The organism is Pseudomonas sp. EA_35y_Pfl2_R5 (assembly GCF_963970805.1).
Classification (GTDB): domain Bacteria; phylum Pseudomonadota; class Gammaproteobacteria; order Pseudomonadales; family Pseudomonadaceae; genus Aquipseudomonas.
This window is the reverse complement of sequence record NZ_CAXAOW010000015.1, coordinates 1-26,971: the sequence shown is the minus strand read 5'-3', so window position 1 is coordinate 26,971 and position 26,971 is coordinate 1. Positions and strand designations below refer to the sequence as shown.

Sequence of the window (26,971 nt, the reverse complement as noted above, 5' to 3'; positions counted from 1 at the left end):
AACGGGTCTTGCAGAATGTGCGGGCGGTTACGGGAATCGGACCCGCTATCGTCCAAAACAGCTAAAGCAGAAAAGCAAAAGCTGGAAGCAGGGGTGAACCCCACTTCCAGCTTCGGCAGTCAGCTACGCGTAAGCATTGCTTAGCGACGCAGACCCAGGCGACCGATCAGGGCGCTGTAACGACTAACATCCTTACCCTTCAGGTAATCCAGCAGCTTACGACGCTGGTTAACCATACGGATCAGGCCACGACGCGAGTGGTGGTCTTTACCGTTGGCCTTGAAGTGGCCTTGCAGCTTGTTGATGTTGGCGGACAGCAGTGCAACTTGCACTTCCGGGCTACCGGTGTCGCCAGCAGCTTGCTGGTAGTCAGTTACGATCTGGGCTTTTTCTTCAACGCTGAGTGCCATGTGGGCAATCCTCTCAGTTAGGCAACTGCCGAAACAGTCGCAATAGGCCGGGAATCGCTTCCCGTGTTTTTAAGTGAGGTATGACCGTGCCTATTAACAGCCACCCTCGATACACGCAGACCAGAGCCGAAACCCCTTGTCTACGCTACGGTCATGCCGACCGAATCAAACGACGCGGCGCTATGCGCCCGTCTTCACTCACTTCACCGATACCGATAAAGCGACCGTTGTGATCTTGCACCCGAACCATGCCGAACTTCGGCGCTTCCGGGGCGCGTACCGGCTGCCCTTGCAGCCAGTAAAACGAACTGTGCTCGGAGAACTGCAGCAGCGGCCAGTGTTGCAGACCGCTGTCGACCGGTTGCAGGAACTGGTCAACCGCCTCACAGCCACCTTCGCCATGCACCCGCTCCAGCTCTTCGAGCGTTACGGTGCGGCTCAAGTCGAAGGGACCGGCTTTGGTTCTGCGCAGCTCTGCAACGTGTGCACCACAACCCAGCAGGTGGCCAATGTCTTCGACCAGGGTACGGATATAGGTGCCTTTGCTGCAATCGACCGCCAGGCGCGCCTGCTCCGCCTCACAGCCCAATAATTCCAGGCGCGCAATAGTAACAGAACGCGGCTCGCGCTCCACTATTTCACCAGCACGAGCCAGCTTGTAAAGTGGCTGGCCGTCGCGTTTGAGCGCCGAGTACATCGGCGGTATCTGGCTGATTTCACCACGAAAACCGGGCAAAACCGCTTCGATATCGGCGCGACCAACGGTCACCGGGCGACGCTCCAGCACTTCGCCTTCAGCATCGGCGGTGGTGGTAGTGACGCCCAACTGCATCAGAGTTTCGTAGCCCTTGTCGGCATCCAGCAGGTACTGGGAGAACTTGGTCGCCTCGCCGAAGCACAGCGGCAACACGCCAGTTGCCAAGGGATCGAGACTGCCGGTGTGCCCGGCCTTCTCGGCATTGAGTAACCAACGCACCTTTTGCAGCGCCGCGTTGGAGCTAAAGCCTTTGGGCTTATCCAGCAGAATGATGCCATCGACGGCACGACGAATACGTTTGACCTGGGCCACGCGCTTACTCCTTGGCCTCGGGGTCATCACCGTGCTGACGGTCTTCGCTGACTGCCCGCTCGATCAGCGCCGACAGCTGCGCACCGCGAATCACGCTTTCGTCGTAATGGAAACGCAGGTTCGGCACGCTGCGCAGCTTCATCGCCTTACCCAACTGCATGCGCAGGAAACCGCTGGCATCGTTGAGCACCTTGAGACTCTGCACGACGGGATCGACACCCTCTTCAGGCTCGTTACCCATGATGGTGACGAACACCTTGGCGTGGCTGGAGTCACGGCTGACCTCCACTGCCGTCACGGTCACCAAACCACCCAGACGCGGGTCTTTGACTTCCAGGCGGATCAACTGCGCCAATTCGCGCTGTATCTGGTCGCCGATGCGCTGGGCCCGGCTAAATTCTTTGGCCATTTCTACTACCTTCACTCGTCACGCTGCTCGATAAAGCAGCGGACCTAAAAGCGGCAAACGCCCGGCCGCGCAAAAGCGGGGCCGGGCGCTGCATATTGCGACTCGTGCTTAGAACCAGTCTCGGATCAGCTGCGCGTCGGCGATACTGCGTTAAAAATGGCCTCGGATGCTCATTTACAATTCGTAAACTCCGCTTCCTAGGCCATTTTTGCCTTGTCTCGCTCTAGCTCGCTTGAACCCGAAACAGATTCTTACAGGCTACGAGCCACTTGGACTTTCTCGAACACTTCGATCTTGTCGCCGACCTTGACGTCGTTGTAGCTCTTCACGCCGATACCGCACTCCATGCCATTACGCACTTCGGAGGCATCGTCTTTGAAGCGACGCAGGGATTCCAGCTCGCCTTCGAAGATCACCACGTCATCGCGCAGTACACGGATCGGACGGTTACGGTGAACCGTACCCTCGACCACCATACAACCGGCAATCGCACCGAACTTCGGCGAACGGAACACGTCACGCACTTCGGCGATACCGAGGATGTTCTCGCGAACATCGCTGCCGAGCATGCCGGTCAGGGCTTTCTTGACGTCTTCAATAATGTCGTAGATCACGTTGTAATAACGCATATCCAGACCTTCCTGCTCGACGATCTTGCGGGCGCCAGCATCGGCACGCACGTTGAAGCCGAACAGTACAGCGTTGGAGGCCAGCGCCAGGTTGGCATCGGATTCGGTGATACCACCGACGCCGCCACCGACCACACGCACTTGCACTTCATCGTTACCCAGGCCGCCGAGCGAGCCCTGCAGTGCTTCCAAGGAACCACGGACGTCAGATTTGAGGACGATATTGAGCGTCTTCTTCTCTTCCTGGCCCATGTTCTCGAAGATGTTTTCCAGCTTGCCAGCGTGAGCACGGGCCAGTTTCACTTCGCGGAACTTGCCTTGACGGAACAGCGCGACTTCGCGGGCCTTCTTCTCGTCAGCCAGCACGCTCATGTCATCGCCAGCTTCCGGCGTGCCATCCAAGCCAAGAATCTCGACTGGAATCGACGGGCCAGCTTCTTTAATCGGCTTACCGTTTTCATCGAGCATGGCGCGAATACGGCCGTAGTTGGAACCGATCAACACCATGTCGCCTTGGCGCAGGGTACCGTCTTGAACGAGTACGGTAGCAACTGGACCGCGGCCTTTATCCAAGCGCGACTCAACCACCACACCACGACCCGGAGCTGACGGCGTAGCTTTCAGCTCAAGAACTTCGGCTTGCAGCAGTACAGCTTCGAGCAGGTCATCGACACCAGTACCGGCTTTTGCCGACACGGAGACGAACGGTGTATCACCACCCCACTCTTCCGAAGTCACGCCGTGCACAGACAATTCGCTACGGATACGATCGAGATCAGCACCCGGCTTATCGATCTTGTTCACCGCGACCACTAGCGGCACACCAGCCGCCTTAGCGTGCTGAACAGCTTCAATGGTTTGCGGCATCACGCCGTCGTCCGCTGCAACTACCAGAATCACGATGTCAGTCGCCTTGGCACCACGGGCACGCATCGCGGTAAACGCGGCGTGGCCAGGGGTGTCGAGGAAGGTGACCATGCCGCGGTCGGTTTCTACGTGGTAGGCACCGATGTGCTGGGTGATGCCACCAGCCTCGCCAGCAGCAACCTTGGCGCGCCGAATGTAGTCGAGCAACGAGGTTTTACCGTGGTCAACGTGACCCATTACGGTAACAACCGGCGCACGAGCAAAGGTCTCGCCTTCGAACTTCAACGATTCAGCCAGGGAGTCTTCCAAAGCCGTGTCGCTGACCAGGGTGACCTTGTGACCTAACTCCTCAGCAACCAGCTGGGCAGTTTCCTGATCCAGAACCTGGTTGATGGTCGCAGGTGTACCCAGCTTGAACATGAACTTGATGATTTCAGCAGCCTTGACCGACATCTGCTGGGCCAGATCGCCCACAGTGATGGTCTCGCCAATCTTCACTTCACGCACGATCGGACCTGTTGGGCTCTGGAAGCCGTGAGCATTACGCTTCTTCAGCTTGGCCTTGCCACGACCGCCACGACGGAAGCTATCGCTTTCCTCGTCGATAGTGCGCGGGGCAACACGTGGTGCAGGAGCTTTTTCCTTGACGGTCGGACGATGCTGGGTGGTCTTGCGCTCACCACCACGACGATCGGCATCATCGTTACGCGCCTTGTCCGGACGACGCGGCTCGTCCTTCTTACGCTCGTCTGCCGCAGGAGCAGCCACTACCGGCAACTCAACTGCTGCAGCCGGGGCCTCTTCAACGACCGCCTCACCAGCAACTGCCGCTGGACGCTGTGCTTCTTCAGCGGCGCGGCGCTTGGCTTCTTCATCAGCCTTTGCCTTGGCAGCTTCAGCTACAGCACGCTGCTCAGCCAGCTCACGCTGCTTTTCAGCTTCGATTTCTTCAGCGCTGCGCTTGACGAAGGTTTTCTTCTTGCGCACTTCAACGCTGATGGTCTTGCTACCGGCAACTCGAAGGGTGCTGGTAGTTTTGCGCTGCAAGGTAATCTTGCGCGGCTCTTCTGTCTTGCTGTCGCCGTGACTGCTCTTGAGATGGGCCAACAGGGCCTGCTTCTCGCTGTCGGTCACCGCTTGCTCAGCACTCTTGTGCGGCAAACCAGCCTCACTCATTTGCTGGAGCAGGCGTTCAACCGGCGTATTGACCACTTGGGCCAGTTCTTTAACCGTGACTTGCGTCATGCATTTCTCTCCTCAGGCCGCAACTGCTTACTCGAACCAATGGGCTCGGGCGGCCATGATCAACTTGCCGGCTCGCTCAGCGTCGATACCGTCGATGTCGAGCAGGTCATCAATCGACTGCTCGGCCAGGTCTTCGCGGTTAACAACGCCGCGCACTGCCAGTTCATGCGCAAGCGCCTTATCCATCCCCTCAAGCGAGAGCAAGTCTTCGGCTGGGTGGGCATCTGCCAGCTTTTCCTCGTTGGCGATGGCTTTAGTCAGCAGGCGATCTTTGGCACGGGCGCGGAGCTCGTTGACGATATCCTCGTCAAAGCCATCAATGCTGAGCATTTCTTCCATCGGTACGTAGGCAATTTCTTCAAGGCTGGTGAAGCCCTCTTCGACCAACACCTGGGCCAGCTCTTCATCGACTTCCAGCTCGTCGATAAAGCGCTGCAGGATGTCGCCTGTTTCCGCTTGCTGCTTGGCCTGAATGTCCGCCTCGGTCATCACGTTGAGGGTCCAACCAGTCAGCTGACTGGCCAAACGCACGTTCTGACCGCCGCGGCCAATGGCCTGAGCAAGGTTGTCTGCGCCAACGGCGATGTCCATGGCGTGGGCATCTTCGTCAACAATAATGGCGGCCACTTCAGCAGGCGACATGGCGTTGATTACGAACTGCGCAGGATTGTCATCCCACAGCACGATATCCACACGCTCACCCGCCAACTCACCGGAGACCGCCTGCACGCGCGAACCGCGCATACCGATACAGGCACCCTGCGGGTCGATACGCTTGTCTTTGGAACGCACGGCCAGCTTGGCGCGCGAACCTGGATCACGGGACGCGCCCATGACTTCAATAAGCTCTTCGGCAATTTCCGGCACTTCGATGCGGAACAACTCAATCAGCATTTCCGGCGCGGTGCGCGAGAGGATCAGCTGCGGACCGCGGTTCTCGGTGCGGATTTCCTTGAGCAGGGCACGCAGGCGCACACCGACACGGAAGGTTTCGCGGGAGATGATGTCTTCGCGAGCCAGCATGGCTTCTGCGTTGTTACCCAGATCAACGATCACGCTGTCACGGGTAACTTTCTTCACGGTGCCGGAGATGATTTCACCCAGACGCTCGCGATAAGCCTCGACCACCTGAGCACGCTCAGCTTCGCGAACTTTCTGCACAATCACTTGCTTGGCGGTTTGCGCGGCAATACGACCGAACTCGATGGAGTCGATCTTCTCTTCCAGCACTTCACCAACTTTTGCATTGGCTTCAACTGCACGCGGCATGTCAGTGGTGACCTGGTGTGCAGGATCATCAAAGTCAGCTTCTTCAACCACTGTCCAGCAGCGGAATGTCTCGTAGTTGCCGGTCTGACGATTGATCGCCACACGCAACTCGACTTCATCTTCAAAACGCTTCTTGGTAGCAGTGGCCAAAGCCAGCTCCAGCGCTTCAAAAATTACGCTAGCCGGTACGCCCTTTTCGTTGGATACCGACTCAACAACCAGCAGTACTTCTTTGCTCATCGTACGCCTCGCCTTTCGCAATCCATTGGATCCGCGCTATCCGCGCCACTTGCGGGGGATCCGCGTCTCAATCAAACCTGGGGATAATGTTGGCCTTGTCGATCATGTCGATCGGCAACAGGAACTCGTGGTCATCCACCTGCACTACCACGTCCTGCTCTTCCACACCGCGCAGAAGGCCCTGGAAGTTGCGTCGACCTTCAAAAGGCGAACGCAGCTTGATCTTCACTTGCTCACCGGCATGACTGGCGAACTGTTCAAGGGTGAACAGCGGCCGATCCATACCTGGCGAGGACACCTCAAGGGTGTACTCGGCACTGATCGGGTCCTCGACATCGAGAACACCACTGATCTGCCGACTGACAACTTCACAGTCTTCGATCAACACGCCGTCAGGCTGTTTATCAATATAAATTCGCAGCAGAGAATGCCGCCCTTGTGACAGGAACTCGACACCCCAGCATTCGTAGCCAAGAGCCTCGACTACCGGGGCCACCAAGGCCTGCAACTGTTCTAGCTTGCTCGACACCTGAACCCCTCGCGCATGCTGTAAAAATAAAAAATGGGCGAATCGCCCATCATCAAACCGCCCTCTAAAGGCCGGCAAAGCTGTCGCCCAGCTAGCAAAAAGCCCCTTAAAAGGGGCTCCTCTGCAACTCAATGCGGGGGGCTGGTTTTACCCAGCCAGCTTCGGATTAAACATCCGAGGAGCGACCTTGCTGCTCAATCCCACATCAAAGCTGGGGCCGGATTATACGACTGAACCTTAAGCAGGGTCAATCGACACTCCAGCAACAAAAAGGCCCGCATCGAGCGGGCCTTTTTGAAAATTGGTACCGAGAAGGGGACTCGAACCCCTACAGCCTATGGCCACTACCACCTCAAGGTAGCGTGTCTACCAATTCCACCACCTCGGCAAAAATCATTTACTGCGTACAACCTACTGCGTATTACTGCTGCTCAGGAGCCTGAGGTACGTCCGCCGCTTCAGTAGCCGGCTTAGCTGCATCAAGAACAGGTACATCTTCAACAGCTGGCTTAGCCTGTTGCACTTCCAGAACTGCCGGATCAGGCAAACCAACCTGAGCCATACCATCAGCTTTTTCTTTAGCAAAGTAGCCTAAGCCCAAGCTAGTCATGAAAAAAGCGGTGGCAAGTATAGCAGTAACGCGACTCAAAAAGGTAGTAGTTCCTTGACTACCGAAAACGGTAGATGAAGCACCAGCACCAAAAGAAGCGCCTGCATCAGCACCTTTACCCTGCTGCAGCAGAACCAGCGCAACAACACCGATAGCACCCAGCAGATGAAGAACAACGATAACTGTTTCCAGCATTTCTTTAGCTTCCTGCGGCGCGACAGATCGCACCGAACTCATCCGCATTCAGAGAGGCTCCACCTACAAGCCCCCCATCGATATCCGGCATACCGAACAACTCGGCTGCACTGGCGGCCTTGACACTGCCGCCATAAAGAATCCTTACCTTGCCCGCCAACTCAGCGCTTTTCGCCGCCAACTGCGCGCGAATTGCCGCATGCACTTCCTGCGCTTGCTCTGGCGATGCCGTCAGACCAGTACCAATGGCCCAAACTGGCTCATAGGCAATGACTGCATCGGCAAACACCTCAACACCCAAAGCATCAACCACCGCAGACAACTGCGCAGCAACCACCTCAAGTGTTTGCCCCGCCTCACGCTGAGCTAGGGTTTCACCAACACACAGCACCGGAAGCAGACCTGAAGACTGCGCAGCCGCAAATTTGCGCGCCACAATCTCATCACCCTCACCCAGCAGCGATCTACGCTCGGAGTGACCGACCAGCACCAGCGAACAGCTCGCGTCATGCAACTGACTTGCCGCCACTTCGCCAGTCAAAGCACCTTGTTGCGCCTCTGTTGCGCAATCTTGCGCACCTACCGCAACAGCCTTGCCTGCCAGACCATCAACCACCTGACAGAGATGCAAACAAGACGGGAAAACCGCTATATCCACATCAGCAGGCAATACCTGCTGAGTGAGACCGTTGATCAGCTCTGCAACGCTGGCGCGGGTACCGTGCATTTTCCAGTTACCAGCAACCATTGGGCGACGCATGCTTTACCTCGTCGGTCAAAGAGGGCGCAGATGTTACCCAACAGCTACCCGACTGGCAAGCCGAATCAAGCACATACATCCGCAACAACTTTAGCCAATTCATCGGCATAGCCGCGCACCTGGCCTTCATCGTCGCCTTCGACCATAACCCGCACCAACGGCTCGGTGCCGGACTTACGCAGCAGCACCCGACCCCGTCCGGCCATTTGCTCGGTCACCCGCGCGCTAGCCTGCTGTACAGCCGGATGTTCCAACGGATCAACACCGCCAGCAAAACGCACATTGATCAGCACCTGTGGGCACTTCTGCATACCCAACCGCGCCTCGCCCAGGGTCTGCCCGCGGCGCTTAAGCGCCATCAGCACCTGCAACGCAGCAATGATCGCATCCCCCGTGGTGGTGTGCTGGAAACACACCAGATGGCCAGAGTTTTCCCCGCCCAGCTGCCAGTTGCGCGACAACAACTCGGCAATCACATAACGGTCGCCGACCTTGGCGCGGACAAACAGAATGCCAAGATCAGCCAGGGCCAGCTCCAGCCCGAGATTGCTCATCAGCGTACCAACCACCCCGCCCTGCAGCTTGCCGCGCTCCAGCAGGTCACGGGCGATGATAAACAGCAACTCATCGCCATCAACCACCGCACCGGAGTGATCGACCATCAGCACGCGATCCGCGTCACCATCGAAGGCGATCCCCAGATCGGCCTGCTGCGCCAGCACTTCAGCCTGCAGCGCCTCGACGTGGGTCGAGCCGCAGTTGTCATTGATATTCAAGCCATTGGGCTGCGCCGACAGTACGGTCACCTCCGCACCCAATTCACGAAATACGCTTGGCGCCACCTTATACGCCGCACCGTGAGCGCAATCGACAACAACTTTCAAGCCGGCAAAGTCGGTGCTGCTCGGTACGCTGCTCTTACAGAATTCGATATAGCGGCCGGCGGCATCATTGATCCGCGAGACTTTGCCCAACTGCTCGGAATCCACCACAGTCATCGGTTGATCAAGCAGTTCTTCGATCATCAGCTCGATCTCATCCGGCAGCTTGGTGCCCTGCCCCGAGAAGAACTTAATGCCATTGTCGTGATGCGGATTGTGCGAGGCGCTGATAACAATTCCGGCCTCAGCATGAAAAGTACGGGTCAGATAGGCGATTGCCGGCGTCGGCATCGGGCCGAGCAGCATTACATCGGCACCTGCTGCAGACAGACCCGCCTCCAGGGCAGACTCGAACATATAACCGGAGATGCGCGTGTCTTTGCCGATCAGAATGCGGCACTTACCCTGCTTGCGAAACGCCATCCCGGCCGCCCAGCCGAGCTTGAGCATGAATTCCGGGGTTATGGGGAAGTCACCGACACGCCCACGAATACCGTCAGTACCGAAATATTTTCTACCCATCCCACAATTCCTTTCTAACTTATTCGGCCGCTTCAACCGCAGCGATCATCCGTACTACATCAACCGTTTGCGCCACGTCGTGGACCCGCAGGATGTGCGCACCTTTGCTCAACGCCAGCGCTGCCAAGGCCAGGCTGCCATAGAGGCGCTCGCCCACTTCATGCCCCAACACCTTACCGATCATACTCTTGCGCGACACCCCGACCAGCAAAGGTCGCCCCAACGCATGCAACGCAGGCAGATGTTTGAACAGCGACAGATTGTGCTCAAGGGTTTTCGCAAATCCAAACCCCGGATCAAGAATGATGCGTTCAGCGCCAATCCCTGCCGCCTCACAGGCAGCCAGCCGATCCAGCAAAAACTCACGCACTTCTGCCACGACATCAGGGTATTGGGGATTTTGCTGCATGGTGGTGGGCTCGCCGCGCATATGCATCAGGCACACCGGCAAGCCACTATCCGCCGCCGCATCCAGGGCGCCGTCGCGCTGCAGCGAACGCACATCGTTGATTAAGCCAGCGCCCAGCCTTGCAGTTTCGCGGATGACTGCTGGTGTTGAGGTATCCACCGAGATGATCACATCCAACTCGCGCGCGATGGCCTCAACGATGGGCGCAACCCGCTCCAACTCCTCAACCGGAGATACCGCACGAGCACCGGGTCGCGTCGACTCACCACCGACATCAATCAGCGTCGCCCCCGCCCGCAGCATCGCTTCGGCATGGCGCAAGGCCGCATCACGCTGACCATAGCGCCCACCATCGGAAAACGAGTCAGGAGTAACGTTGAGGATACCCATCACTTGCGGACGGCTTAAATCAAGAAACCGGCTGCCACAGGGCAGCCGGTCAAAGGTTGGCGCTACAGACATGGAGAACCCTAAAGCTCGGCGGCTGGACCACCAATTGGCTTCTCTTTGGACTCAGCGACTTCAACAGGTGCCGTCGGCGTACCGTTGTTGTCGTCACCGCCTTGCCAGCCTTTCGGCTCACGCGGCGCGAGACCATTCATGATGTCTTCGATTTGCTCGGCATCGATGGTTTCGTACTTCATCAGCGCTTCGGCCATAGCATCGAGCTTGTCGCGATTTTCCAGCAGCAGGCGTTTGGCTGTGCCATAACACTCATCAATGATGCTGCGCACTTCCTGATCGATCAGCTTGGCGGTGTCGGCAGAGACGTTGCTCTGGTTACTGCCCATGCTACGGCCGAGGAAAACCTCACCCTCTTCTTCTGCATACATCAGCGGGCCGAGTTTTTCCGACAAACCCCACTTGGTGACCATGTTCTTGGCCAACTGGGTGGCGCGCATGATGTCGTTGGACGCACCAGTGGTGACTCCATCGAAGCCCAGAGTCATTTCTTCGGCGATACGACCACCAAACAACGAGCAGATCTGACTGGTCAGCGCACGCTTGCTAAGACTGTAACGATCTTCCTCGGGTAGGAACATGGTCACGCCCAGAGCACGACCGCGCGGGATGATCGACACCTTGTAGACCGGATCATGCTCAGGCACCAAGCGCCCGACAATCGCGTGGCCGGCTTCGTGGAATGCGGTGTTGAGCTTTTCCTTGTCCGACATGACCATAGTCTTGCGCTCGGCGCCCATCATGATCTTGTCTTTAGCCAGCTCGAACTCTTTCATCTCGACGACGCGCTTACCCGAACGGGCAGCGAACAGCGAAGCCTCGTTGACCAGGTTAGCCAGGTCGGCACCGGAGAACCCCGGCGTACCGCGCGCAATCACCGCAGGGGCAACGTCTTCGCCCATCGGCACTTTGCGCATGTGTACTTTGAGAATCTGCTCACGGCCACGGATATCCGGCAAGCCAACCACGACCTGGCGGTCGAAACGACCTGGGCGCAGCAATGCAGGGTCAAGCACGTCAGGACGGTTGGTGGCGGCAATCACGATGATGCCATCGTTCATTTCGAAGCCGTCCATCTCAACCAGCAACTGGTTGAGAGTCTGCTCACGCTCGTCGTGACCACCGCCCATGCCAGCGCCACGATGGCGACCCACGGCGTCGATTTCGTCGATAAAGATGATGCACGGCGCGTGCTTCTTAGCTTGCTCGAACATGTCGCGCACCCGGGACGCACCGACACCAACGAACATTTCAACGAAGTCCGAACCGGAAATGGTGAAGAACGGCACCTTGGCTTCGCCAGCAACAGCCTTGGCCAGCAAGGTTTTACCGGTACCTGGCGAGCCAACCATTAGCACGCCACGCGGGATGCGCCCGCCAAGGCGCTGGAATTTGCCCGGATCACGCAGAAACTCGACCAGCTCGCTGACTTCCTCCTTGGCTTCGTCGCAACCGGCGACGTCAGCGAAGGTGGTCTTGACCTGATCTTCCGAGAGCAGGCGCGCCTTGCTCTTACCGAAACTCATCGGCCCGCCTTTGCCGCCTGCGCCACCTTGCATCTGGCGCATAAAGAACATGAACACGGCGATAATCACCAGAATCGGGAAGCTGGCCACCAGCAATTGAGTCCATATGCTCTGTTGCTCAGGCTGCTTACCGACGATCTCGACGTTGTTGTCCATCAGGTCCTTGATCAGGCCGTTGTCCTGAATCGCAGGACGCACCGTCTCGAACGAGGAACCATCAGTACGGGTACCGCTGATGATGAAGCCATCCACCGTCACCCGCTTAACGCCGCCATCCTGAACCTGCTGGATAAACTGCGAATAGTTGAGTTTATTCGACTCAGTCGGGCTGGAAAAATTGTTCATCACCGTCACCAAGACGGCGGCGATGATCAGCCACAGGACCAGATTCTTTGCCATGTCGTTCAATTAGCTACCCTCTGAAGCAGGCCCCGTGTCGAAGCGCGCTTCGCATGACGACCAGTTATGTACCGATCTAACTTACTACACAACGCCCACCCCTGGCAGACGCCGTCTGTAACCCTTTATTTGCTGTGAGACCGCAAAGCCCCACCACAATTCGCCGTAAAGCCTGCAACCATCAGATACCGCGAAAGCCCCGAGCCAGCATATATTGCTCGCGCGAGCGATCACGCGAAGACAGCGGCTTGCGCATCTGCACCTTGTCGAACAGCTGACGCACCTGCTTGTGGTACAGATCGAAACCTTCGCCCTGGAAGATCTTGATCAGAAAGTCGCCGCCCGGACGTAGCACCCGAGTCGACAGATCCAGCGCCAACTCACACAAGTACATAGCGCGCGGCTGATCCGATTCCCTCACTCCACTCATATTGGGGGCCATATCGGAAATCACAAGGTCTACCGGGTGTTCACCGATAGCATCGAGAATCTGCGCGAACACCGCATCATCGGTAAAGTCGCCCTTGATGAAAGTAACGTCAGGGATGCTGTCCATCTCCAGAATATCTGAAGCGATCAAACGCCCTTTGTCACCGATCACCCGACTGGTGACCTGCGACCAGCCGCCCGGCGCTGCGCCCAGATCGACTACAGTGATGCCAGGCCGCAAGATGCGATCCTTCTCCTGAATCTCCAGCAGCTTGTAGCTGGCGCGCGAGCGATAGCCATCCTTCTGCGCCATTTTGACGTAGGGGTCGTTGAAATGCTCTTTCAGCCAACCTTGACTGGTCTTGGAACGGGCCACGCAATACCTCGAATGTGCAACGCATGAATATCTGGGCGGCCCCGAAGGCGCTCGGGTAAACTAACCGCCGTTTTTTACCAGATTAAATGCAGGAATCAGATTATGCCGCTCACTCAAGAGCAGAAGAAACAATTCAAATCTATCGGTCACCATTTGAAGCCTGTATTGATCGTGGCTGACAACGGTCTGACCGAAGGTGTGCTGACTGAACTGGAACGCGCACTGAGCGATCATGAACTGATTAAAGTGCAACTACGCATCACTGAGCGTGAAGACCGCCTAACGGCCATCAACGAACTGTGCAAAACCAGCAAAGCCGACCTAGTTCAGGTGATTGGCAAGATGGCGCTGATCTACCGAAAAAACCCGAAAGTGAACAAGAACCTGTCCAACGTTCATCGTCATCACGGCTGATAACTCAGCCGCTGCAAGGCGCGCTCAGCGCCTTTGCAACCTCCCATCCTGCCCAATCTTACTGCTTAGAGCCTATGCCTGAGCTTTGCGGCACTGGCTGCAAGACCAATAACAACCCGCAAAACGCCATGACCATGTAACTGAACATCAACCAAAGTTCTGCTCCTGGCAGCAGCTGGCGCACCGCGAAGTAACTGCCCGCCATTGTCACAACAACCAGCAGCAACTGCCCACGGCTATCACGCCACAGGCCTGCCAGACGCTCGGCGCGAATCAGCACCAGCACCTGCAACCCGGCGCATACCGCCGCTAAGCCAACTAACAATGGCCGCAGGGTATTGCTGATCTCTTCGACCAGCAACGAAGCCAGGCCGATCTTGGCAATTGCCGGCAACAGCAGAAAATGCAGCAACCAGAGGCCACCAACCCAAAGCGTCTGAGCCAGCAGCCAGCTGATCGCGCCGGCATCACGCGCGCCCGACTTAGAGATGGCGAACCTCGACGATCTCATACTCCAGCGCACCGCCTGGCGTCTGCACCACCACCACGTCACCTTCGCTCTTGCCGATCAGGGCGCGGGCGATAGGTGAACCCACGGAAATCTTGCGCTGTTTGATGTCCGCCTCGTCCTCACCGACGATCTGGTAAGTCACGCTTTCATCGGTTTCGCAGTTGGCGATTTCAACGGTGGTACCGAAAATTACCTTACCGGTGTGCTCAATGGTGGTGACATCAATGATCACTGCATTCTGCAGACGACCCTCGATATCTCGCACTCGCGCTTCAACCATGCCCTGCTGCTCACGCGCGGCATGATATTCGGCGTTTTCCTTGAGGTCACCGAGCTCACGCGCGGTGCCGATATCCTGGCTGAGCTTGGGGCGCACGACCTTGGTCAGGTGCGCCAGCTCCTCTTCCAGGGCGCGCGCGCCCTGAACGGTCATGGGGTATTTAGTCATGCCTTGATTCCTGCATGCAGATCCTGCAGCCGGCGCACGGTCTTCTCGGGACCGAACTTCAGCGCCTCACAGATCGCCTGACCCGCCGCAATGGTGGTGGTGCAGTAGATCTTGTGCTGCAGAGCGTTACGACGAATGGAGTAGGAGTCAGCGATGGACTGGCGACCCTCGGTGGTGTTGATGATCAGGGTGACTTCGTCATTCTTGATCATGTCGACCACGTGTGGGCGGCCTTCGGTCACCTTGTTCACGCGACGCACTGGCAAGCCAGCGGCCTCGATCAGCTTGGCGGTACCAGCGGTGGCCACCACTTCAAAGCCCAGGTCAATCAGGTCGCGAGCAACGCCTTCCACCAACGGCTTGTCGTCATCACGCACACTGATAAAGGCCACGCCGGCGTTTGGCAGAATCTCGCTGGCACCCGACTGCGCCTTGGCAAAGGCCTCGCCGAAAGTATCGCCGACGCCCATCACTTCACCAGTGGACTTCATTTCTGGGCCGAGGATCGGGTCGACGCCTGGGAACTTGGCGAACGGGAACACCGCTTCCTTGACGCTGAAGTACGGCGGGATGATTTCCTTGGTGTAACCAGCCTCAGCCAGCGACTTGCCTGCCATGACGCGGGCAGCCACCTTGGCCAGCGAGACACCGACGCACTTGGAGACGAACGGTACGGTACGCGAAGCGCGCGGGTTCACTTCGATAACGAAGATGTCCTCGCCCTGTACGGCCATCTGCACGTTCATCAGACCAACTACATTAAGCTCCAGAGCCATTTTCTTGACCTGGTCACGAATCTCGTCCTGGATGTGCATCGGCAGCGAGTAAGGCGGCAGCGAGCAGGCCGAGTCACCGGAGTGCACGCCAGCCTGTTCAATGTGCTGCATGATCGCGCCAATCACCACGGTTTCGCCGTCGCACACCGCATCCACGTCCACTTCAATGGCGCAGTTGAGGAAGTGGTCGAGCAGCACCGGGCTGTCGTTAGAGACTTTTACCGCTTCGCGCATATAACGTTTGAGCTCGTCTTCCTGGTAGACGATTTCCATCGCCCGGCCGCCCAGTACATAGGACGGACGCACCACCAGCGGATAACCGATGGTCTTGGAGTGAGCCAGGGCTTCATCTTCGCTGCGCGCAGTGGCGTTAGCCGGTTGACGCAGACCGAGACGCTGCACCATCTGCTGGAAACGCTCGCGGTCTTCGGCGCGGTCGATGGCGTCAGGGCTGGTGCCGATGATCGGCACGCCGGCTTCTTCCAGAGCGCGACAGATCTTCAGCGGAGTTTGCCCGCCGTACTGCACGATCACGCCTTTCGGCTGCTCGACGCGGACGATTTCCAGTACGTCTTCCAAGGTTACTGGCTCGAAGTACAGGCGGTCGGAGGTGTCGTAATCGGTGGAGACGGTTTCCGGGTTGCAGTTGACCATGATGGTCTCGTAGCCGTCTTCACGCAGCGCCAGCGCCGCGTGTACGCAGCAGTAGTCGAACTCGATACCCTGACCAATACGGTTCGGGCCGCCACCCAGAATCATGATCTTGTCGCGGCTCGACGGATTGGCTTCGCACTCTTCCTCGTAGGTCGAGTACATGTAAGCGGTGTCGGTGGCGAATTCGGCGGCGCAGGTGTCGACGCGCTTGTACACCGGCAGCACTTTCAACTTGTGACGCTGGCTACGCAGGGTCTTCTCGGTCACACCCAGCAGCTTGGCCAGGCGAATATCGGAGAAGCCTTTGCGCTTGAGCTTGTACATCGAGTCACGATCAATGCTGGACAGTGCCAGGGTCTTGATGCGCTCTTCGTCCTTGATCAGATCTTCGATCTGCACCAGGAACCATTCATCGATATTGGTCAGCGCGAAGACTTCGGCCACGGTCTTACCCGCACGGAAGGCATCGCCGATGTACCAGATACGGTCAGCGCTTGGCACGGTCAGTTCGCGACGCAGGGTGCTTTCGGCTTCAGGATCGGCCAGATCGAGCATCGGATCGAGGCCCGAAACACCCACCTCCAGACCGCGCAGGGCTTTCTGCAGGGATTCTTGGAAGGTGCGACCGATGGCCATGACTTCACCGACGGACTTCATCTGGGTGGTCAGGCGGGCATCAGCTTTCGGGAACTTCTCGAAGGCAAAACGCGGGATCTTGGTTACGACGTAGTCAATGGCCGGCTCGAAAGAGGCCGGGGTACGACCGCCGGTGATGTCGTTGCTCAGCTCATCAAGGGTGTAACCCACCGCCAGCTTGGCGGCGATCTTGGCGATCGGGAAGCCGGTGGCCTTGGAGGCCAGCGCCGAGGAACGCGACACGCGCGGGTTCATCTCGATAACGACCATACGGCCAGTGTTCGGGCAGATGCCGAACTGCACGTTGGAGCCGCCGGTTTCCACGCCGATCTCGCGCAATACCGCCAGGGAGGCGTTACGCAGGATCTGGTATTCCTTGTCGGTCAGAGTTTGCGCCGGGGCCACGGTGATCGAGTCGCCGGTGTGCACGCCCATCGGGTCGAAGTTTTCAATGGCGCAGACGATGATGCAGTTGTCCTTTTTATCGCGGACCACCTCCATCTCGTACTCTTTCCAGCCGATCAGCGATTCGTCGATCAGCAGTTCGCTGGTTGGCGACAGATCGATACCGCGGGCGCAGATTTCTTCGAACTCTTCACGGTTATAAGCAATACCGCCGCCGGTGCCACCCATGGTGAAGGACGGACGGATGATGCACGGGAAGCCAACCTTCTCCAGCACGCCGTAGGCTTCTTCCATGTTGTGCGCGATGCCGGAAACCGGGCAGGCCAGACCGATGTCTTTCATCGCCTTGTCGAAGCGCGAACGGTCTTCGGCCTTGTCGATGGTGTCGGCATTGGCACCGATCATCTCGACGCCGAATTTCTCCAGGACGCCGTGCTTTTCCAGGTCCAGTGCGCAGTTCAGCGCGGTCTGGCCACCCATGGTCGGCAGCAGCGCATCCGGACGCTCCTTCTCGATGATCTTGGCCACGGTGGACCACTTGATCGGCTCGATATAGGTGGCGTCCGCCATGGCCGGGTCAGTCATGATGGTGGCTGGGTTGGAGTTCACCAGAATGACGCGGTAACCCTCTTCTTTCAGCGCTTTACACGCCTGGGCACCGGAATAGTCGAACTCGCAGGCCTGGCCGATAACAATCGGGCCAGCGCCGAGGATCAGGATGCTTTTAATGTCTGTACGCTTTGGCATTTTCTCTCTCTCGAATCCTGGGTCAGTCGGCTGGCTTAACGGCGCTTGGCCATGGCTTCGATAAAACGGTCGAACAGCGGCGCCACATCGGCTGGGCCGGGGCTCGCTTCGGGGTGACCCTGGAAGCTGAAGGCGTCCTTGTCGGTACGCTCGATACCCTGCAGGGAACCGTCGAACAGCGACTTGTGGATGGCGCGCAGGTTGCTCGGCAGCGTGGCCTCGTCCACGGCAAAGCCGTGGTTCTGGCTGGTGATCATCACCACACCCGTATCCAGATCCTGCACCGGGTGGTTAGCACCATGGTGGCCGTGGCCCATTTTCAGGGTCTTGGCACCGGAAGCCAGGGCCAGCAGCTGGTGGCCGAGGCAGATGCCGAATACCGGGATCTCGGTTTCCAGCACATCCTTGATCGCGGCAATGGCGTAATCGCACGGTTCGGGATCGCCTGGGCCGTTGGACAGGAACACGCCATCTGGATTCAGCGCCAGCACATCGCTAGCAGGAGTCTGCGCAGGCACCACAGTCACACGGCAACCGCGCTCGACCAGCATGCGCAGGATGTTCAGTTTGACGCCGTAGTCGTAGGCAACCACGTGGTACGGCAGCTCACCGGCTGGAATTTCTGGATGGCTGTCGTCTTTCAGATCCCACACACTGGAACGCCACTCGTAACGCTCGGTGCAGCTGACCACCTTGGCCAGGTCCATGCCTTTCAGCCCGGGGAAGCTGCGCGCCAGTTCCAGCGCCTTCTCTTCGGTGGCGTCATCGCCAACCAGAATGCAGCCGTTTTGCGAGCCTTTCTCACGCAGGATGCGGGTCAGGCGGCGGGTGTCGATACCGGCAATGGCGACGGTGCCGTTTTCCTTGAGATATTCATCCAGTGGCTGCTTGTTGCGCCAGTTACTGGAGGTCAGCGGCAGGTCACGGATAATCAGGCCAGCTGCCCATACGCGGTTGGACTCGGCGTCTTCCGGCGTAGTGCCGGTGTTGCCGATGTGCGGATAGGTCAGGGTGACAATCTGCTGGGCATAGGAAGGATCGGTAAGGATTTCCTGATAGCCGGTCATGGCAGTGTTAAAAACCACCTCACCAATAGTCTGGCCATCGGCACCGATGGCCTCGCCGCGAAAAATACTGCCATCAGCAAGAGCCAAAATGGCAGGTTTAAGGGCTGGCTTACTCAAGAAAACCTCCGGAAATCAAAACGTGAAGCAAACGCAGATTGTAAAAAAGCGGGATGACGTATCAACCGTCACCCCGCTTTTTTATCTGATTCATTCTGCGCAACTTTAGTGGACACACTAAAGCAGGAAGCTTACAGGAAACTGCCTTTTTGGTCCACCGCCAGTTAAGCCTGAGACCCAGGCAAAAGGCATTCCTGCGACAGAATGTCTCAGTTGAGACCCAGAACGTCCTGCATGTCGTACAGGCCTGGCTGACGCTGGCGCAGCCACAACGCAGCGCGCACAGCGCCTTTGGCGAAGGTCATACGACTGGATGCCTTGTGGGTGATTTCCACGCGCTCGCCATCGGCAGCAAACAGCACGGTGTGATCACCGACCACATCACCAGCGCGCACCGTGGCAAAACCGATGGTTTCGCGCTCGCGCGCACCGGTCTGACCTTCACGACCATACACCGCGACTTTCTGCAGATCGCGCCCCAGGGCATTAGCCACTACCTCCCCCATACGTAGGGCGGTGCCGGACGGCGCATCGACCTTGTGGCGGTGGTGGGCTTCGATGATCTCGATATCCACATCATCACCGAGCACCCGCGCCGCGGTGTCGAGTAATTTCAGGCAGAGATTGACACCGACGCTGAAGTTAGCGGCAAACACAATGGAAATCTGTTTGCCGGCCTCAGCCAGCAGCTGCTTTTCTTCCGGCGAAAACCCGGTAGTGCCGATCACCATGGCCTTGCCGGCCTGGCGGCAGATTTCCAGGTTTTTCAGGGTGACCGACGGGTGAGTGAAGTCGATCAGCACATCAAATTGATCGAGCACCGCAGTCAGATCGCCGGACAGATTGACGCCAATCTTGCCCTGCGCCACCAGCTCACCGACATCCGCGCCAACCAGGCTGCTGTCGGCACGATCAATCGCCGCGCTCAGGCTTGCGCCATCGACCAGCTGCACGGCTTCGATCAGAGTCTTACCCATGCGCCCGGCGGCACCCATCACAGCAATACGTTGCATAGCTATCAGCTCCAAGCTGTTGTCCCAGGCTGCAACCGCCGCTCAGCGACCAGCGCAGCCTGTCTGCGGGGTTTACAAATCGCCAAAGAAACGTTTAACGCCCTCGAACCAACCATTGGCTTTCGGCGAATGTGAGCTATCGCCCTCCAAGGTCTTGCGAAACTCGTCCAACAGCTCGCGCTGACGCCTGCCCAGGTTGACCGGGGTTTCCACCGCCACCTTGCACATCAGGTCGCCTGCACCGCCGCCACGCACCGGGGCCACGCCCTTGCCACGCAGGCGGAACATCTTGCCGGTCTGCGTGCCTTCCGGGATCTTCAGCTTGACCCGACCATCCAGAGTCGGCACTTCCAGCTCACCACCCAGGGCCGCATCGGCAAAGCTGATCGGCACTTCGCAGTACAGGTGCTTGCCGTCGCGCTGGAAGATCGCGTGCTCACGCACATTCACTACCACATACAGATCGCCAGCCGGGCCACCCATGGCACCCGCCTCGCCTTCGCCGGACAGACGAATGCGATCGCCGGTATCGACACCAGCCGGGACTTTCACCGACAGGGTTTTGTGTTCTTCTACCCGGCCATGGCCATGGCAGGAGCCGCAAGGATCGGTGATCATCTTGCCGCTGCCGTGGCAGCGCGGACAGGTCTGCTGCACCGAAAAGAAGCCTTGCTGCATACGCACCTGGCCAATACCGCCACAGGTGGTACAGGTCACCGGCGTAGTGCCCTTCTTCGCGCCTGAGCCATCGCAAGGCTTGCAATTGACCAGGGTCGGTACGCGAATGGTTACCGTAGTGCCACGCACCGCCTCTTCCAGATCCAGCTCCAGGGTGTAACGCAGATCGCTGCCGCGCTGTGCGCCGCCCCGCTGACCGCCGCGACCACCGCCACCGAAGAAATCACTGAATACATCACCGAAGATATCGGAGAAGTTGGCGCCGCCAGGACCGCCACCCATCTGCGGATCAACACCGGCATGCCCGTACTGATCGTACGCCGAGCGCTTGCCCGCGTCGGACAACACTTCATAGGCCTCGTTGGCTTCCTTGAACTTCTCTTCCGAGGCTTTATCGTCAGGATTGCGATCCGGGTGATGCTTCATGGCCAGGCGGCGGTAAGCTTTTTTCAGCTCCGCTTCACTGGCACCGCGCTCGACACCGAGCACCTCGTAAAAGTCACGTTTAGCCATAAGTCTTCAACACCTTAAAATCGTCTACTCCAGACACGCCAACGCGGGAGCAAGCTCCCGCGCGACGAATCATGCCGGGCGCAACTTGCGTCACACCCGACCAGAACGGCATAAGCTCGCGCTTACTTGTTGTCCTTGACCTCTTCAAACTCAGCATCGACCACATCATCGCCTGCGTCCTGAGCTTGCTCTGCGCCTTGCTCGGCAGCACCTGGCTGCGCCTGCTCGGCGTACATCTTCTGCGCAAGTGGTGCGGTCACTTCGGACAGCGCGGTCATCTTGGCTTCGATTTCAGCCTTGTCGTCGCCCTTCACTGCTACTTCCAGTGCACTTAGCGCAGCCTCGATAGCAGTCTTCTCGTCAGCGGTAGCCTTGTCGCCAGCTTCGGTGATCATCTTACGGGTGGCGTGCACCAGTTGATCCCCTTGGTTGCGTGCGGTCGCCAGCTCTTCGAACTTGCGATCTTCCTCAGCGTTGACTTCGGCGTCACGGACCATCTGCTGAATTTCTTCTTCAGACAGACCGGAGTTGGCCTTGATCACGATGGACTGAGTCTTGCCAGTGGCTTTGTCTTTCGCGCCAACATGCAGAATGCCGTTAGCGTCGATATCAAAAGTCACTTCGATCTGCGGCACGCCACGCGGTGCTGGCGGAATCTCAGCCAGATCGAATTTACCCAGCGACTTGTTACCACTGGCTTGCTTACGCTCGCCCTGCAGTACGTGAATAGTCACAGCGCCCTGGTTGTCGTCGGCAGTCGAAAACACTTGCGATTTCTTGGTTGGAATCGTGGTGTTCTTTTCGATCAACGCAGTCATCACGCCGCCCATGGTTTCGATACCCAGGGTCAGCGGGCTAACGTCGAGCAGCAGCACGTCTTTCACATCACCCGACAGTACCGCACCCTGGATAGCAGCGCCCATGGCCACAGCTTCGTCCGGGTTAACGTCTTTACGAGCTTCTTTACCGAAGAACTCAGTGACCAGCTTCTGCACCAACGGCATGCGGGTCTGACCACCGACCAGGATCACGTCGTTGATCGCGCCAACGTCGATACCGGAGTCTTTCAGCGCAATACGGCAAGGCTCGATAGTGCGCTGAACCAAGTCCTCTACCAACGCTTCAAGCTTGGCGCGGGAGATTTTTACGTTCAAATGCTTAGGGCCGCTGGCGTCTGCAGTGATGTACGGCAGGTTCACATCGGTCGAATTGCTCGAAGACAGTTCGATTTTGGCTTTTTCAGCGGCTTCTTTCAGGCGCTGCATGGCCAGCGGGTCACCTTTAAGGTTAATGCCGCTTTCTTTCTTGAACTCGTCAACGAGATAGTCGATCAGACGAATATCGAAATCTTCACCGCCGAGGAAGGTGTCACCGTTAGTGGCCAACACCTCGAACTGGTGCTCGCCATCGACTTCGGCAATCTCGATTACGGAAACGTCGAAGGTACCGCCACCCAGGTCATATACGATCACGGTGTGATCGCCCTTGGCCTTGTCCATACCGTAAGCCAGCGCAGCTGCGGTCGGCTCGTTGATGATGCGCTTGACGTCCAGACCGGCGATACGGCCGGCGTCTTTGGTGGCCTGACGCTGGCTGTCGTTGAAGTAGGCCGGTACGGTAATCACCGCTTCGGTCACCGCTTCACCGAGGTAGTCCTCAGCGGTTTTCTTCATCTTTTTCAAGATTTCAGCCGAGATTTGTGGCGGCGACATTTTCTGGCCGTTCACCTCAACCCAAGCATCACCGTTATCTGCCTTGGAAATCTTGTAAGGCACCATCTGGATGTCTTTCTGCACGACTTCTTCGTCAAAACGACGACCGATCAGACGCTTCACCGCATACAGGGTGTTGTGCGGATTGGTCACTGCCTGACGCTTGGCCGACTGGCCAACCAGGATCTCGCCATCATTTGCGTAGGCAATGATCGACGGCGTAGTACGCGCGCCTTCGGCGTTCTCAATAACTTTAGCGACACCATTTTCCAGAACCGAGACGCACGAGTTGGTGGTCCCCAGGTCGATACCAATAATTTTGCCCATCTTTACTCTCCCGAAACTTTGATAATCCCGCCGCTGATCGTTGTCAGCGGCGGTAGCACTAAAACGCTTGACTGTTTAATGGGGGCAGCTCGGCGAATTTCAAGCCTGCTCATCGATCGATGGCGGCGCGTCCACCGGAGCCTTGCTGACCACCACCATGGCGGGGCGCAGCAGACGACCATTGAGTATGTAGCCCTTCTGGAACACCTTGAGCACGCTGTTGGGCTCGACGTTGGTGCTTTCCTGCATCGCCATCGCCTGATGGTGCTCGGCATTGAACGGCGCGCCATGCGGATCAATCGCTTCCAGCTGGTGGCGCTTGAGGGTGTCGCCAAACAGCTTGAGCGTCAGCTCCATGCCCTCACGTACGGACTTGATCGCCTCATCATCCGGATTCGACAGTTCAAGGCCACGCTCCAGGCTATCCACCACCGGCAACAGATCGTTGGCGAATTTCTCCAGAGCGAATTTGTGCGCTTTTTCTACATCCTGCTCGGCGCGGCGGCGCACGTTCTGCAGATCGGCAGCCATGCGCAGCGACTGATCCTGCGCAGTGGCCAGTTGCTCTTCCAGCGCTTGCACGCGGGCAACCAGGTCATCACCCGCAACCGCTTCGGCGGTTGTTTGTACATCGGGGTTCTGCGTATCCAGGGTCTGTTCGTCAGCCATGCGTCTCTCCTCTTAAAATCCGACGCGAGCCTTAACTCACGTGCCTGACCGCTATATGGGGTCAAAAAATGTGGTTTCAAGGACAGCAGACGGATTGTCAGCCTACAAAAAAACACTGTATAAATAACCAGACATGAACTTGGGAGGCCCTCGCCATGCTGGTGCACCTGTCCGTACACAACTACGCCATCGTTGAACACCTTGATCTAGAGCTGGACGCCGGCATGAGCGTAATCAGCGGCGAAACCGGCGCCGGCAAGTCGATCATGCTCGACGCCCTCGGCCTGACCCTGGGTGATCGCGCCGACAGCGGCGTGGTACGCCCAGGCGCGGACAAGGCGGACATCCTCGCCAGCTTCGACCTGCACGATATTCCCGAAGCCCGCGCCTGGTTGGCCGAACGTGATCTAGACAATGACGGCCCGTGCATCCTCCGTCGCGTGATCACTGCAGAAGGCCGCTCGCGTGGCTATATCAACGGCGCGCCTAGCCCGCTAGGTGACCTCAAGGCTCTGGGCGAACTGCTGATCGACATCCACAGCCAGCATGAGCACCAATCCCTGCTCAAGCCCGACACCCACCGCCGCCTGCTCGACGAATACGCCGGCAGCCAAGAGTTGGCGCGCCAGGTGCAGCTCGCCGCGCAGCGCTGGAAACAAACCAAGAGCGAGCTGGAGCGGATTTCCAGCATCGGCGACGAACAGCGCGCGCGCCATCAACTGCTTAGCTACCAGTTAGAAGAACTCGACAACCTAGCCCTCGGCGAAGACGAGCTGGACAACCTGGAGCAGGAACACAAGAACCTGACCAACGCCGAAAGCCTTCTCAGCGCCTGCCGCCTGGTAATCGAGCAATGTAGCGAGAATGACGCTGGCAACGTGCTGTCCGCCCTGACCAGCAGTCTTAATCGCCTCAGCGCCTTCCAGGGCCAACCCGGCGCACTAAGCGAAGCCACCAACCTGCTGGCCAGCGCGCAGATTCAGGTAGAAGAAGCCGTCGGCGAGCTGAACCGTTTTCTCGATCATTTCGACGCCGACCCTGAGCGCCTGCGACAGATGGAAGAGCGCCTGGACGCGATCTACACCCTGGCGCGCAAACACCGCATCCAGCCAACAGAGCTGAGCGTCATGCAGCAACAGTTGTTCGAAGAGCTGGAAAGCCTCAATGCCGACGACCAGGTCGCCGAACGCCTGAGCGACGAGCTGGCCGCCTTCGAGCGGCATTATCAGGAAAAAGCGGCGGAGCTCAGCACCCTGCGCAACAACGCCGCCAGTCAGCTGGCCAGCGCAGTCGAGCAGGAAATGCAAACTCTGGGCATGCCCGGCGGGCGTTTCAACATCAAGCTGAGCGCCAACAGCAACAGCGAACCGCACCCCAACGGCCTGGAACAGCTGGAATTTCTGGTTAGCGCCAACCCTGGCCAACCGCTGAAAGCCCTGACCAAGGTCGCCTCGGGTGGCGAACTGTCGCGCATCAGCCTGGCGATTCAGGTGATCACCGCGCAAACCTCGCGGGTGCCAACCCTGGTATTCGATGAAGTCGACGTTGGCATCGGCGGCCCCACCGCCGAAGTGGTCGGCCAGCTACTGCGCCGCCTCGGTGAACGCGGCCAGGTACTCACCGTCACCCACCTGCCGCAAGTTGCCGCGCAAGGACATCAGCACCTGTTCGTGCACAAGGTGCGTGAAAGCGATGCCACCCGCACCGCGGTGAGCAAACTAAGCCCAGCGCAGCGGGTCGAGGAAATCGCCCGCATGCTCGGCGGCGTGGATCTCACCGAAGAATCCCTGGCCCATGCCCGGCAGATGGTGGGCAGCGCTCAGGCCTGATTGCGCAGGCCCTAGAAAGCACAAAGGCGACCCTAGGGTCGCCTTTGTTATGCCTGCATCAATCAGGTTTTCTTGCGCACATACAGCACAAGATTGTGATCGACCAGCTCGAAACCGTGCTCTTTGACGATTTCTTTCTGACGTTTTTCGATCTCGGCGTCGAAGAACTCGATCACGTCACCGGAATCGACACAGACCATATGGTCGTGATGGCCGCTGTCCGCCAACTCGAAGACCGCATGACCGCCATCGAAGTTATGACGAACCACCAGACCTGCTGCTTCAAACTGGGTCAGTACGCGGTACACAGTCGCCAAACCTACATCGTCACCCGCCTCCATCAGCGCCTTGTAGACATCTTCAGCGCTCATGTGACGCTGACCGGCGTGGTCGAGCATTTGCAGTATCTTGACCCGTGGCAGGGTCACTTTCAGGCCAGCCTTGCGTAGTTCGCTATTTTCAACCATGGTCTGCTTTCTCACGGAAGCGGCTTCGCAGCTTCCTTTATTGCGGGTATGATCCGGGGTTATATTGCCCAGCCAAGATAGTGGAAGTCGCCCACCGATGCAAAAAACCAAACTCCTGCTGACCAGCCTCACCCTTACGGGGCTACTCGCACTCGCCGGTTGTTCATTCCCCGGGGTTTATAAAATCGACATCCAACAGGGCAATGTCGTCACGCAGGACATGATAGACCAGTTGCGGCCGGGAATGACCCGCAAGCAAGTGCGGTTTATCATGGGCAACCCCCTGCTCACCGACACCTTCCACGCCAATCGTTGGGATTACCTCTACAGCATCCAGCCAGGCGGTGGTCAACGTCTGCAGGAACGCGTCAGCGTTAACTTCAACACCGAAGACCAACTGGTCGGTCTGTCCGGCGACTTTATGCCGGGCGTCAGCCGCGATCAGGCTATCCTAGGCGAAGACAGCGGCGTTACCACGCCACAAGCTACACAGCGCCCTCAGGTAGAAGAGAAACCCGCTCCAGGCTCACTGCTTGAACAGATTCAGCGCGAAGTGGACGACGTGAAAGTCGTGCCAGTGCCGACGCCAGAGCCCCTGGAAAGCACCCCGCAGTAAAATTTACTGATAAAAAAGGCTATGTCCCAATCGCGTGTTGCATGGTCCGACCAACCGCCTCCTGGATACAGTGAACGGGCTGAATACGCTGCTGATAGCGTTCAAGCATGCGGCGCCAGCCCAGGTAGTTCGGGAG

24 protein-coding genes, 1 tRNA gene and 1 pseudogene are annotated in these 26,971 nt (G+C 58.1%); 3 read left to right on the top strand and 23 right to left on the bottom strand.

What is annotated here, in order from left to right; genetic code table 11:
* Nucleotides 1-140: 140 nt before the first annotated feature.
* The 13 genes from rpsO to rlmE all read right to left on the bottom strand — a co-directional run bounded on the left by rpsO (nucleotide 141) and on the right by rlmE (nucleotide 13,236).
* The gene (rpsO, locus tag AACX99_RS19020; RefSeq protein WP_275961681.1) at nucleotides 141-410 is read right to left on the bottom strand and encodes a 30S ribosomal protein S15; all 270 of its coding nucleotides are present in this window, start codon (nucleotides 408-410) and stop codon (nucleotides 141-143) included.
* Nucleotides 411-561: 151 nt separating this feature from the next.
* On the bottom strand, nucleotides 562-1,479 hold the full coding sequence (gene truB, locus AACX99_RS19015) for a tRNA pseudouridine(55) synthase TruB (protein WP_339413997.1): 918 nt from the start codon (nucleotides 1,477-1,479) through the stop codon (nucleotides 562-564).
* A 4-nt stretch (nucleotides 1,480-1,483) separates the two neighbouring features.
* Nucleotides 1,484-1,888, bottom strand: a complete 405-nt coding sequence (gene rbfA, locus AACX99_RS19010) for a 30S ribosome-binding factor RbfA (protein ID WP_339413996.1) — start codon at nucleotides 1,886-1,888, stop codon at nucleotides 1,484-1,486.
* 251 nt (nucleotides 1,889-2,139) lie between these two features.
* The gene (infB, locus tag AACX99_RS19005) at nucleotides 2,140-4,629 is read right to left on the bottom strand and encodes a translation initiation factor IF-2 (RefSeq protein WP_339413995.1); all 2,490 of its coding nucleotides are present in this window, start codon (nucleotides 4,627-4,629) and stop codon (nucleotides 2,140-2,142) included.
* 27 nt (nucleotides 4,630-4,656) lie between these two features.
* Complete coding sequence (nusA, locus tag AACX99_RS19000) at nucleotides 4,657-6,138, bottom strand: transcription termination factor NusA (RefSeq protein ID WP_305594383.1); 1,482 nt, start codon at nucleotides 6,136-6,138, stop codon at nucleotides 4,657-4,659.
* Between the two features lie 67 nt (nucleotides 6,139-6,205).
* The gene (rimP, locus tag AACX99_RS18995; RefSeq protein ID WP_339413994.1) at nucleotides 6,206-6,667 is read right to left on the bottom strand and encodes a ribosome maturation factor RimP; all 462 of its coding nucleotides are present in this window, start codon (nucleotides 6,665-6,667) and stop codon (nucleotides 6,206-6,208) included.
* A gap of 302 nt (nucleotides 6,668-6,969) precedes the next feature.
* A tRNA-Leu gene (locus AACX99_RS18990) sits at nucleotides 6,970-7,055 on the bottom strand.
* A gap of 33 nt (nucleotides 7,056-7,088) precedes the next feature.
* Nucleotides 7,089-7,472, bottom strand: a complete 384-nt coding sequence (gene secG / locus AACX99_RS18985) for a preprotein translocase subunit SecG (protein WP_339413993.1) — start codon at nucleotides 7,470-7,472, stop codon at nucleotides 7,089-7,091.
* Nucleotides 7,473-7,476: 4 nt separating this feature from the next.
* Nucleotides 7,477-8,232 (bottom strand): triose-phosphate isomerase, encoded by a 756-nt coding sequence (gene tpiA, locus AACX99_RS18980; RefSeq protein ID WP_339413992.1) that lies wholly within the window; start codon nucleotides 8,230-8,232, stop codon nucleotides 7,477-7,479.
* A gap of 65 nt (nucleotides 8,233-8,297) precedes the next feature.
* The gene (gene glmM, locus AACX99_RS18975; RefSeq protein WP_339413991.1) at nucleotides 8,298-9,635 is read right to left on the bottom strand and encodes a phosphoglucosamine mutase; all 1,338 of its coding nucleotides are present in this window, start codon (nucleotides 9,633-9,635) and stop codon (nucleotides 8,298-8,300) included.
* 19 nt (nucleotides 9,636-9,654) lie between these two features.
* The gene (gene folP / locus AACX99_RS18970) at nucleotides 9,655-10,506 is read right to left on the bottom strand and encodes a dihydropteroate synthase (RefSeq protein ID WP_339413990.1); all 852 of its coding nucleotides are present in this window, start codon (nucleotides 10,504-10,506) and stop codon (nucleotides 9,655-9,657) included.
* Between the two features lie 8 nt (nucleotides 10,507-10,514).
* A complete protein-coding gene (ftsH, locus tag AACX99_RS18965) occupies nucleotides 10,515-12,431 on the bottom strand; it encodes an ATP-dependent zinc metalloprotease FtsH (protein WP_339413989.1) in 1,917 nt (638 codons plus the stop codon).
* A 181-nt stretch (nucleotides 12,432-12,612) separates the two neighbouring features.
* Complete coding sequence (gene rlmE / locus AACX99_RS18960; RefSeq protein WP_339413988.1) at nucleotides 12,613-13,236, bottom strand: 23S rRNA (uridine(2552)-2'-O)-methyltransferase RlmE; 624 nt, start codon at nucleotides 13,234-13,236, stop codon at nucleotides 12,613-12,615.
* A gap of 102 nt (nucleotides 13,237-13,338) precedes the next feature.
* Between rlmE and yhbY the strand changes: the two genes are divergently transcribed.
* Nucleotides 13,339-13,650, top strand: coding sequence for a ribosome assembly RNA-binding protein YhbY (gene yhbY, locus AACX99_RS18955; protein WP_339413987.1), 312 nt, complete (start codon nucleotides 13,339-13,341; stop codon nucleotides 13,648-13,650).
* A gap of 58 nt (nucleotides 13,651-13,708) precedes the next feature.
* Here the strand turns inward: yhbY and AACX99_RS18950 are convergent, their stop codons facing one another.
* From AACX99_RS18950 to grpE, 8 genes are all read right to left on the bottom strand, one after another.
* Entirely contained in the window at nucleotides 13,709-14,161 is a 453-nt protein-coding gene (locus AACX99_RS18950; protein WP_339413986.1) for a DUF4149 domain-containing protein, read from the bottom strand.
* A complete protein-coding gene (gene greA / locus AACX99_RS18945; protein ID WP_339413985.1) occupies nucleotides 14,133-14,609 on the bottom strand; it encodes a transcription elongation factor GreA in 477 nt (158 codons plus the stop codon). Before greA ends, AACX99_RS18950 begins: the two co-directional genes overlap by 29 nt.
* The gene (carB, locus tag AACX99_RS18940; protein ID WP_339413984.1) at nucleotides 14,606-17,827 is read right to left on the bottom strand and encodes a carbamoyl-phosphate synthase large subunit; all 3,222 of its coding nucleotides are present in this window, start codon (nucleotides 17,825-17,827) and stop codon (nucleotides 14,606-14,608) included. Before carB ends, greA begins: the two co-directional genes overlap by 4 nt.
* A 35-nt stretch (nucleotides 17,828-17,862) precedes the next feature.
* A complete protein-coding gene (gene carA / locus AACX99_RS18935; RefSeq protein WP_339413983.1) occupies nucleotides 17,863-19,011 on the bottom strand; it encodes a glutamine-hydrolyzing carbamoyl-phosphate synthase small subunit in 1,149 nt (382 codons plus the stop codon).
* 209 nt (nucleotides 19,012-19,220) lie between these two features.
* Nucleotides 19,221-20,024, bottom strand: coding sequence for a 4-hydroxy-tetrahydrodipicolinate reductase (gene dapB, locus AACX99_RS18930; protein ID WP_339413982.1), 804 nt, complete (start codon nucleotides 20,022-20,024; stop codon nucleotides 19,221-19,223).
* 72 nt (nucleotides 20,025-20,096) lie between these two features.
* The gene (gene dnaJ, locus AACX99_RS18925) at nucleotides 20,097-21,215 is read right to left on the bottom strand and encodes a molecular chaperone DnaJ (RefSeq protein WP_339413981.1); all 1,119 of its coding nucleotides are present in this window, start codon (nucleotides 21,213-21,215) and stop codon (nucleotides 20,097-20,099) included.
* A gap of 122 nt (nucleotides 21,216-21,337) precedes the next feature.
* Nucleotides 21,338-23,254: a molecular chaperone DnaK gene (gene dnaK, locus AACX99_RS18920; protein ID WP_339413980.1), complete on the bottom strand. Its 1,917-nt coding sequence runs from the start codon at nucleotides 23,252-23,254 to the stop codon at nucleotides 21,338-21,340.
* 99 nt (nucleotides 23,255-23,353) lie between these two features.
* Nucleotides 23,354-23,923 carry a nucleotide exchange factor GrpE gene (gene grpE / locus AACX99_RS18915; RefSeq protein ID WP_339413979.1) on the bottom strand — a complete coding sequence of 190 codons (570 nt, stop codon included), beginning with the start codon at nucleotides 23,921-23,923 and terminating at the stop codon, nucleotides 23,354-23,356.
* Nucleotides 23,924-24,078: 155 nt separating this feature from the next.
* Between grpE and recN the strand changes: the two genes are divergently transcribed.
* The gene (gene recN / locus AACX99_RS18910) at nucleotides 24,079-25,752 is read left to right on the top strand and encodes a DNA repair protein RecN (protein ID WP_339413978.1); all 1,674 of its coding nucleotides are present in this window, start codon (nucleotides 24,079-24,081) and stop codon (nucleotides 25,750-25,752) included.
* A 62-nt stretch (nucleotides 25,753-25,814) separates the two neighbouring features.
* On the opposite strand, the gene fur is transcribed toward recN, so the two are convergent.
* The gene (fur, locus tag AACX99_RS18905; protein WP_311090729.1) at nucleotides 25,815-26,219 is read right to left on the bottom strand and encodes a ferric iron uptake transcriptional regulator; all 405 of its coding nucleotides are present in this window, start codon (nucleotides 26,217-26,219) and stop codon (nucleotides 25,815-25,817) included.
* Nucleotides 26,220-26,316: 97 nt separating this feature from the next.
* On the opposite strand from fur, the gene AACX99_RS18900 reads away from it, so the two are divergent.
* Complete coding sequence (locus tag AACX99_RS18900) at nucleotides 26,317-26,835, top strand: outer membrane protein assembly factor BamE (protein WP_339413977.1); 519 nt, start codon at nucleotides 26,317-26,319, stop codon at nucleotides 26,833-26,835.
* A gap of 19 nt (nucleotides 26,836-26,854) precedes the next feature.
* Here AACX99_RS18900 and AACX99_RS18895 read toward each other — a convergent pair.
* Nucleotides 26,855-26,971, bottom strand: a pseudogene (locus AACX99_RS18895) (IS1595 family transposase); the annotation flags it as partial.

Bases quoted from the DNA above. Each gene is read 5' to 3' on its own strand.
- rpsO (WP_275961681.1), bottom strand. From the start codon at position 410: ATGGCACTCAGCGTTGAAGAAAAAGCCCAGATCGTAACTGACTACCAG.
- rbfA (WP_339413996.1), bottom strand. From the start codon at position 1,888: ATGGCCAAAGAATTTAGCCGGGCCCAGCGCATCGGCGACCAGATACAG.
- infB (WP_339413995.1), bottom strand. From the start codon at position 4,629: ATGACGCAAGTCACGGTTAAAGAACTGGCCCAAGTGGTCAATACGCCG.
- nusA (WP_305594383.1), bottom strand. From the start codon at position 6,138: ATGAGCAAAGAAGTACTGCTGGTTGTTGAGTCGGTATCCAACGAAAAG.
- secG (WP_339413993.1), bottom strand. From the start codon at position 7,472: ATGCTGGAAACAGTTATCGTTGTTCTTCATCTGCTGGGTGCTATCGGT.
- tpiA (WP_339413992.1), bottom strand. From the start codon at position 8,232: ATGCGTCGCCCAATGGTTGCTGGTAACTGGAAAATGCACGGTACCCGC.
- glmM (WP_339413991.1), bottom strand. From the start codon at position 9,635: ATGGGTAGAAAATATTTCGGTACTGACGGTATTCGTGGGCGTGTCGGT.
- folP (WP_339413990.1), bottom strand. From the start codon at position 10,506: ATGTCTGTAGCGCCAACCTTTGACCGGCTGCCCTGTGGCAGCCGGTTT.
- ftsH (WP_339413989.1), bottom strand. From the start codon at position 12,431: ATGGCAAAGAATCTGGTCCTGTGGCTGATCATCGCCGCCGTCTTGGTG.
- yhbY (WP_339413987.1), top strand. From the start codon at position 13,339: ATGCCGCTCACTCAAGAGCAGAAGAAACAATTCAAATCTATCGGTCAC.
- AACX99_RS18950 (WP_339413986.1), bottom strand. From the start codon at position 14,161: ATGAGATCGTCGAGGTTCGCCATCTCTAAGTCGGGCGCGCGTGATGCC.
- greA (WP_339413985.1), bottom strand. From the start codon at position 14,609: ATGACTAAATACCCCATGACCGTTCAGGGCGCGCGCGCCCTGGAAGAG.
- carB (WP_339413984.1), bottom strand. From the start codon at position 17,827: ATGCCAAAGCGTACAGACATTAAAAGCATCCTGATCCTCGGCGCTGGC.
- dapB (WP_339413982.1), bottom strand. From the start codon at position 20,024: ATGCAACGTATTGCTGTGATGGGTGCCGCCGGGCGCATGGGTAAGACT.
- dnaJ (WP_339413981.1), bottom strand. From the start codon at position 21,215: ATGGCTAAACGTGACTTTTACGAGGTGCTCGGTGTCGAGCGCGGTGCC.
- dnaK (WP_339413980.1), bottom strand. From the start codon at position 23,254: ATGGGCAAAATTATTGGTATCGACCTGGGGACCACCAACTCGTGCGTC.
- grpE (WP_339413979.1), bottom strand. From the start codon at position 23,923: ATGGCTGACGAACAGACCCTGGATACGCAGAACCCCGATGTACAAACA.
- recN (WP_339413978.1), top strand. From the start codon at position 24,079: ATGCTGGTGCACCTGTCCGTACACAACTACGCCATCGTTGAACACCTT.
- fur (WP_311090729.1), bottom strand. From the start codon at position 26,219: ATGGTTGAAAATAGCGAACTACGCAAGGCTGGCCTGAAAGTGACCCTG.
- AACX99_RS18900 (WP_339413977.1), top strand. From the start codon at position 26,317: ATGCAAAAAACCAAACTCCTGCTGACCAGCCTCACCCTTACGGGGCTA.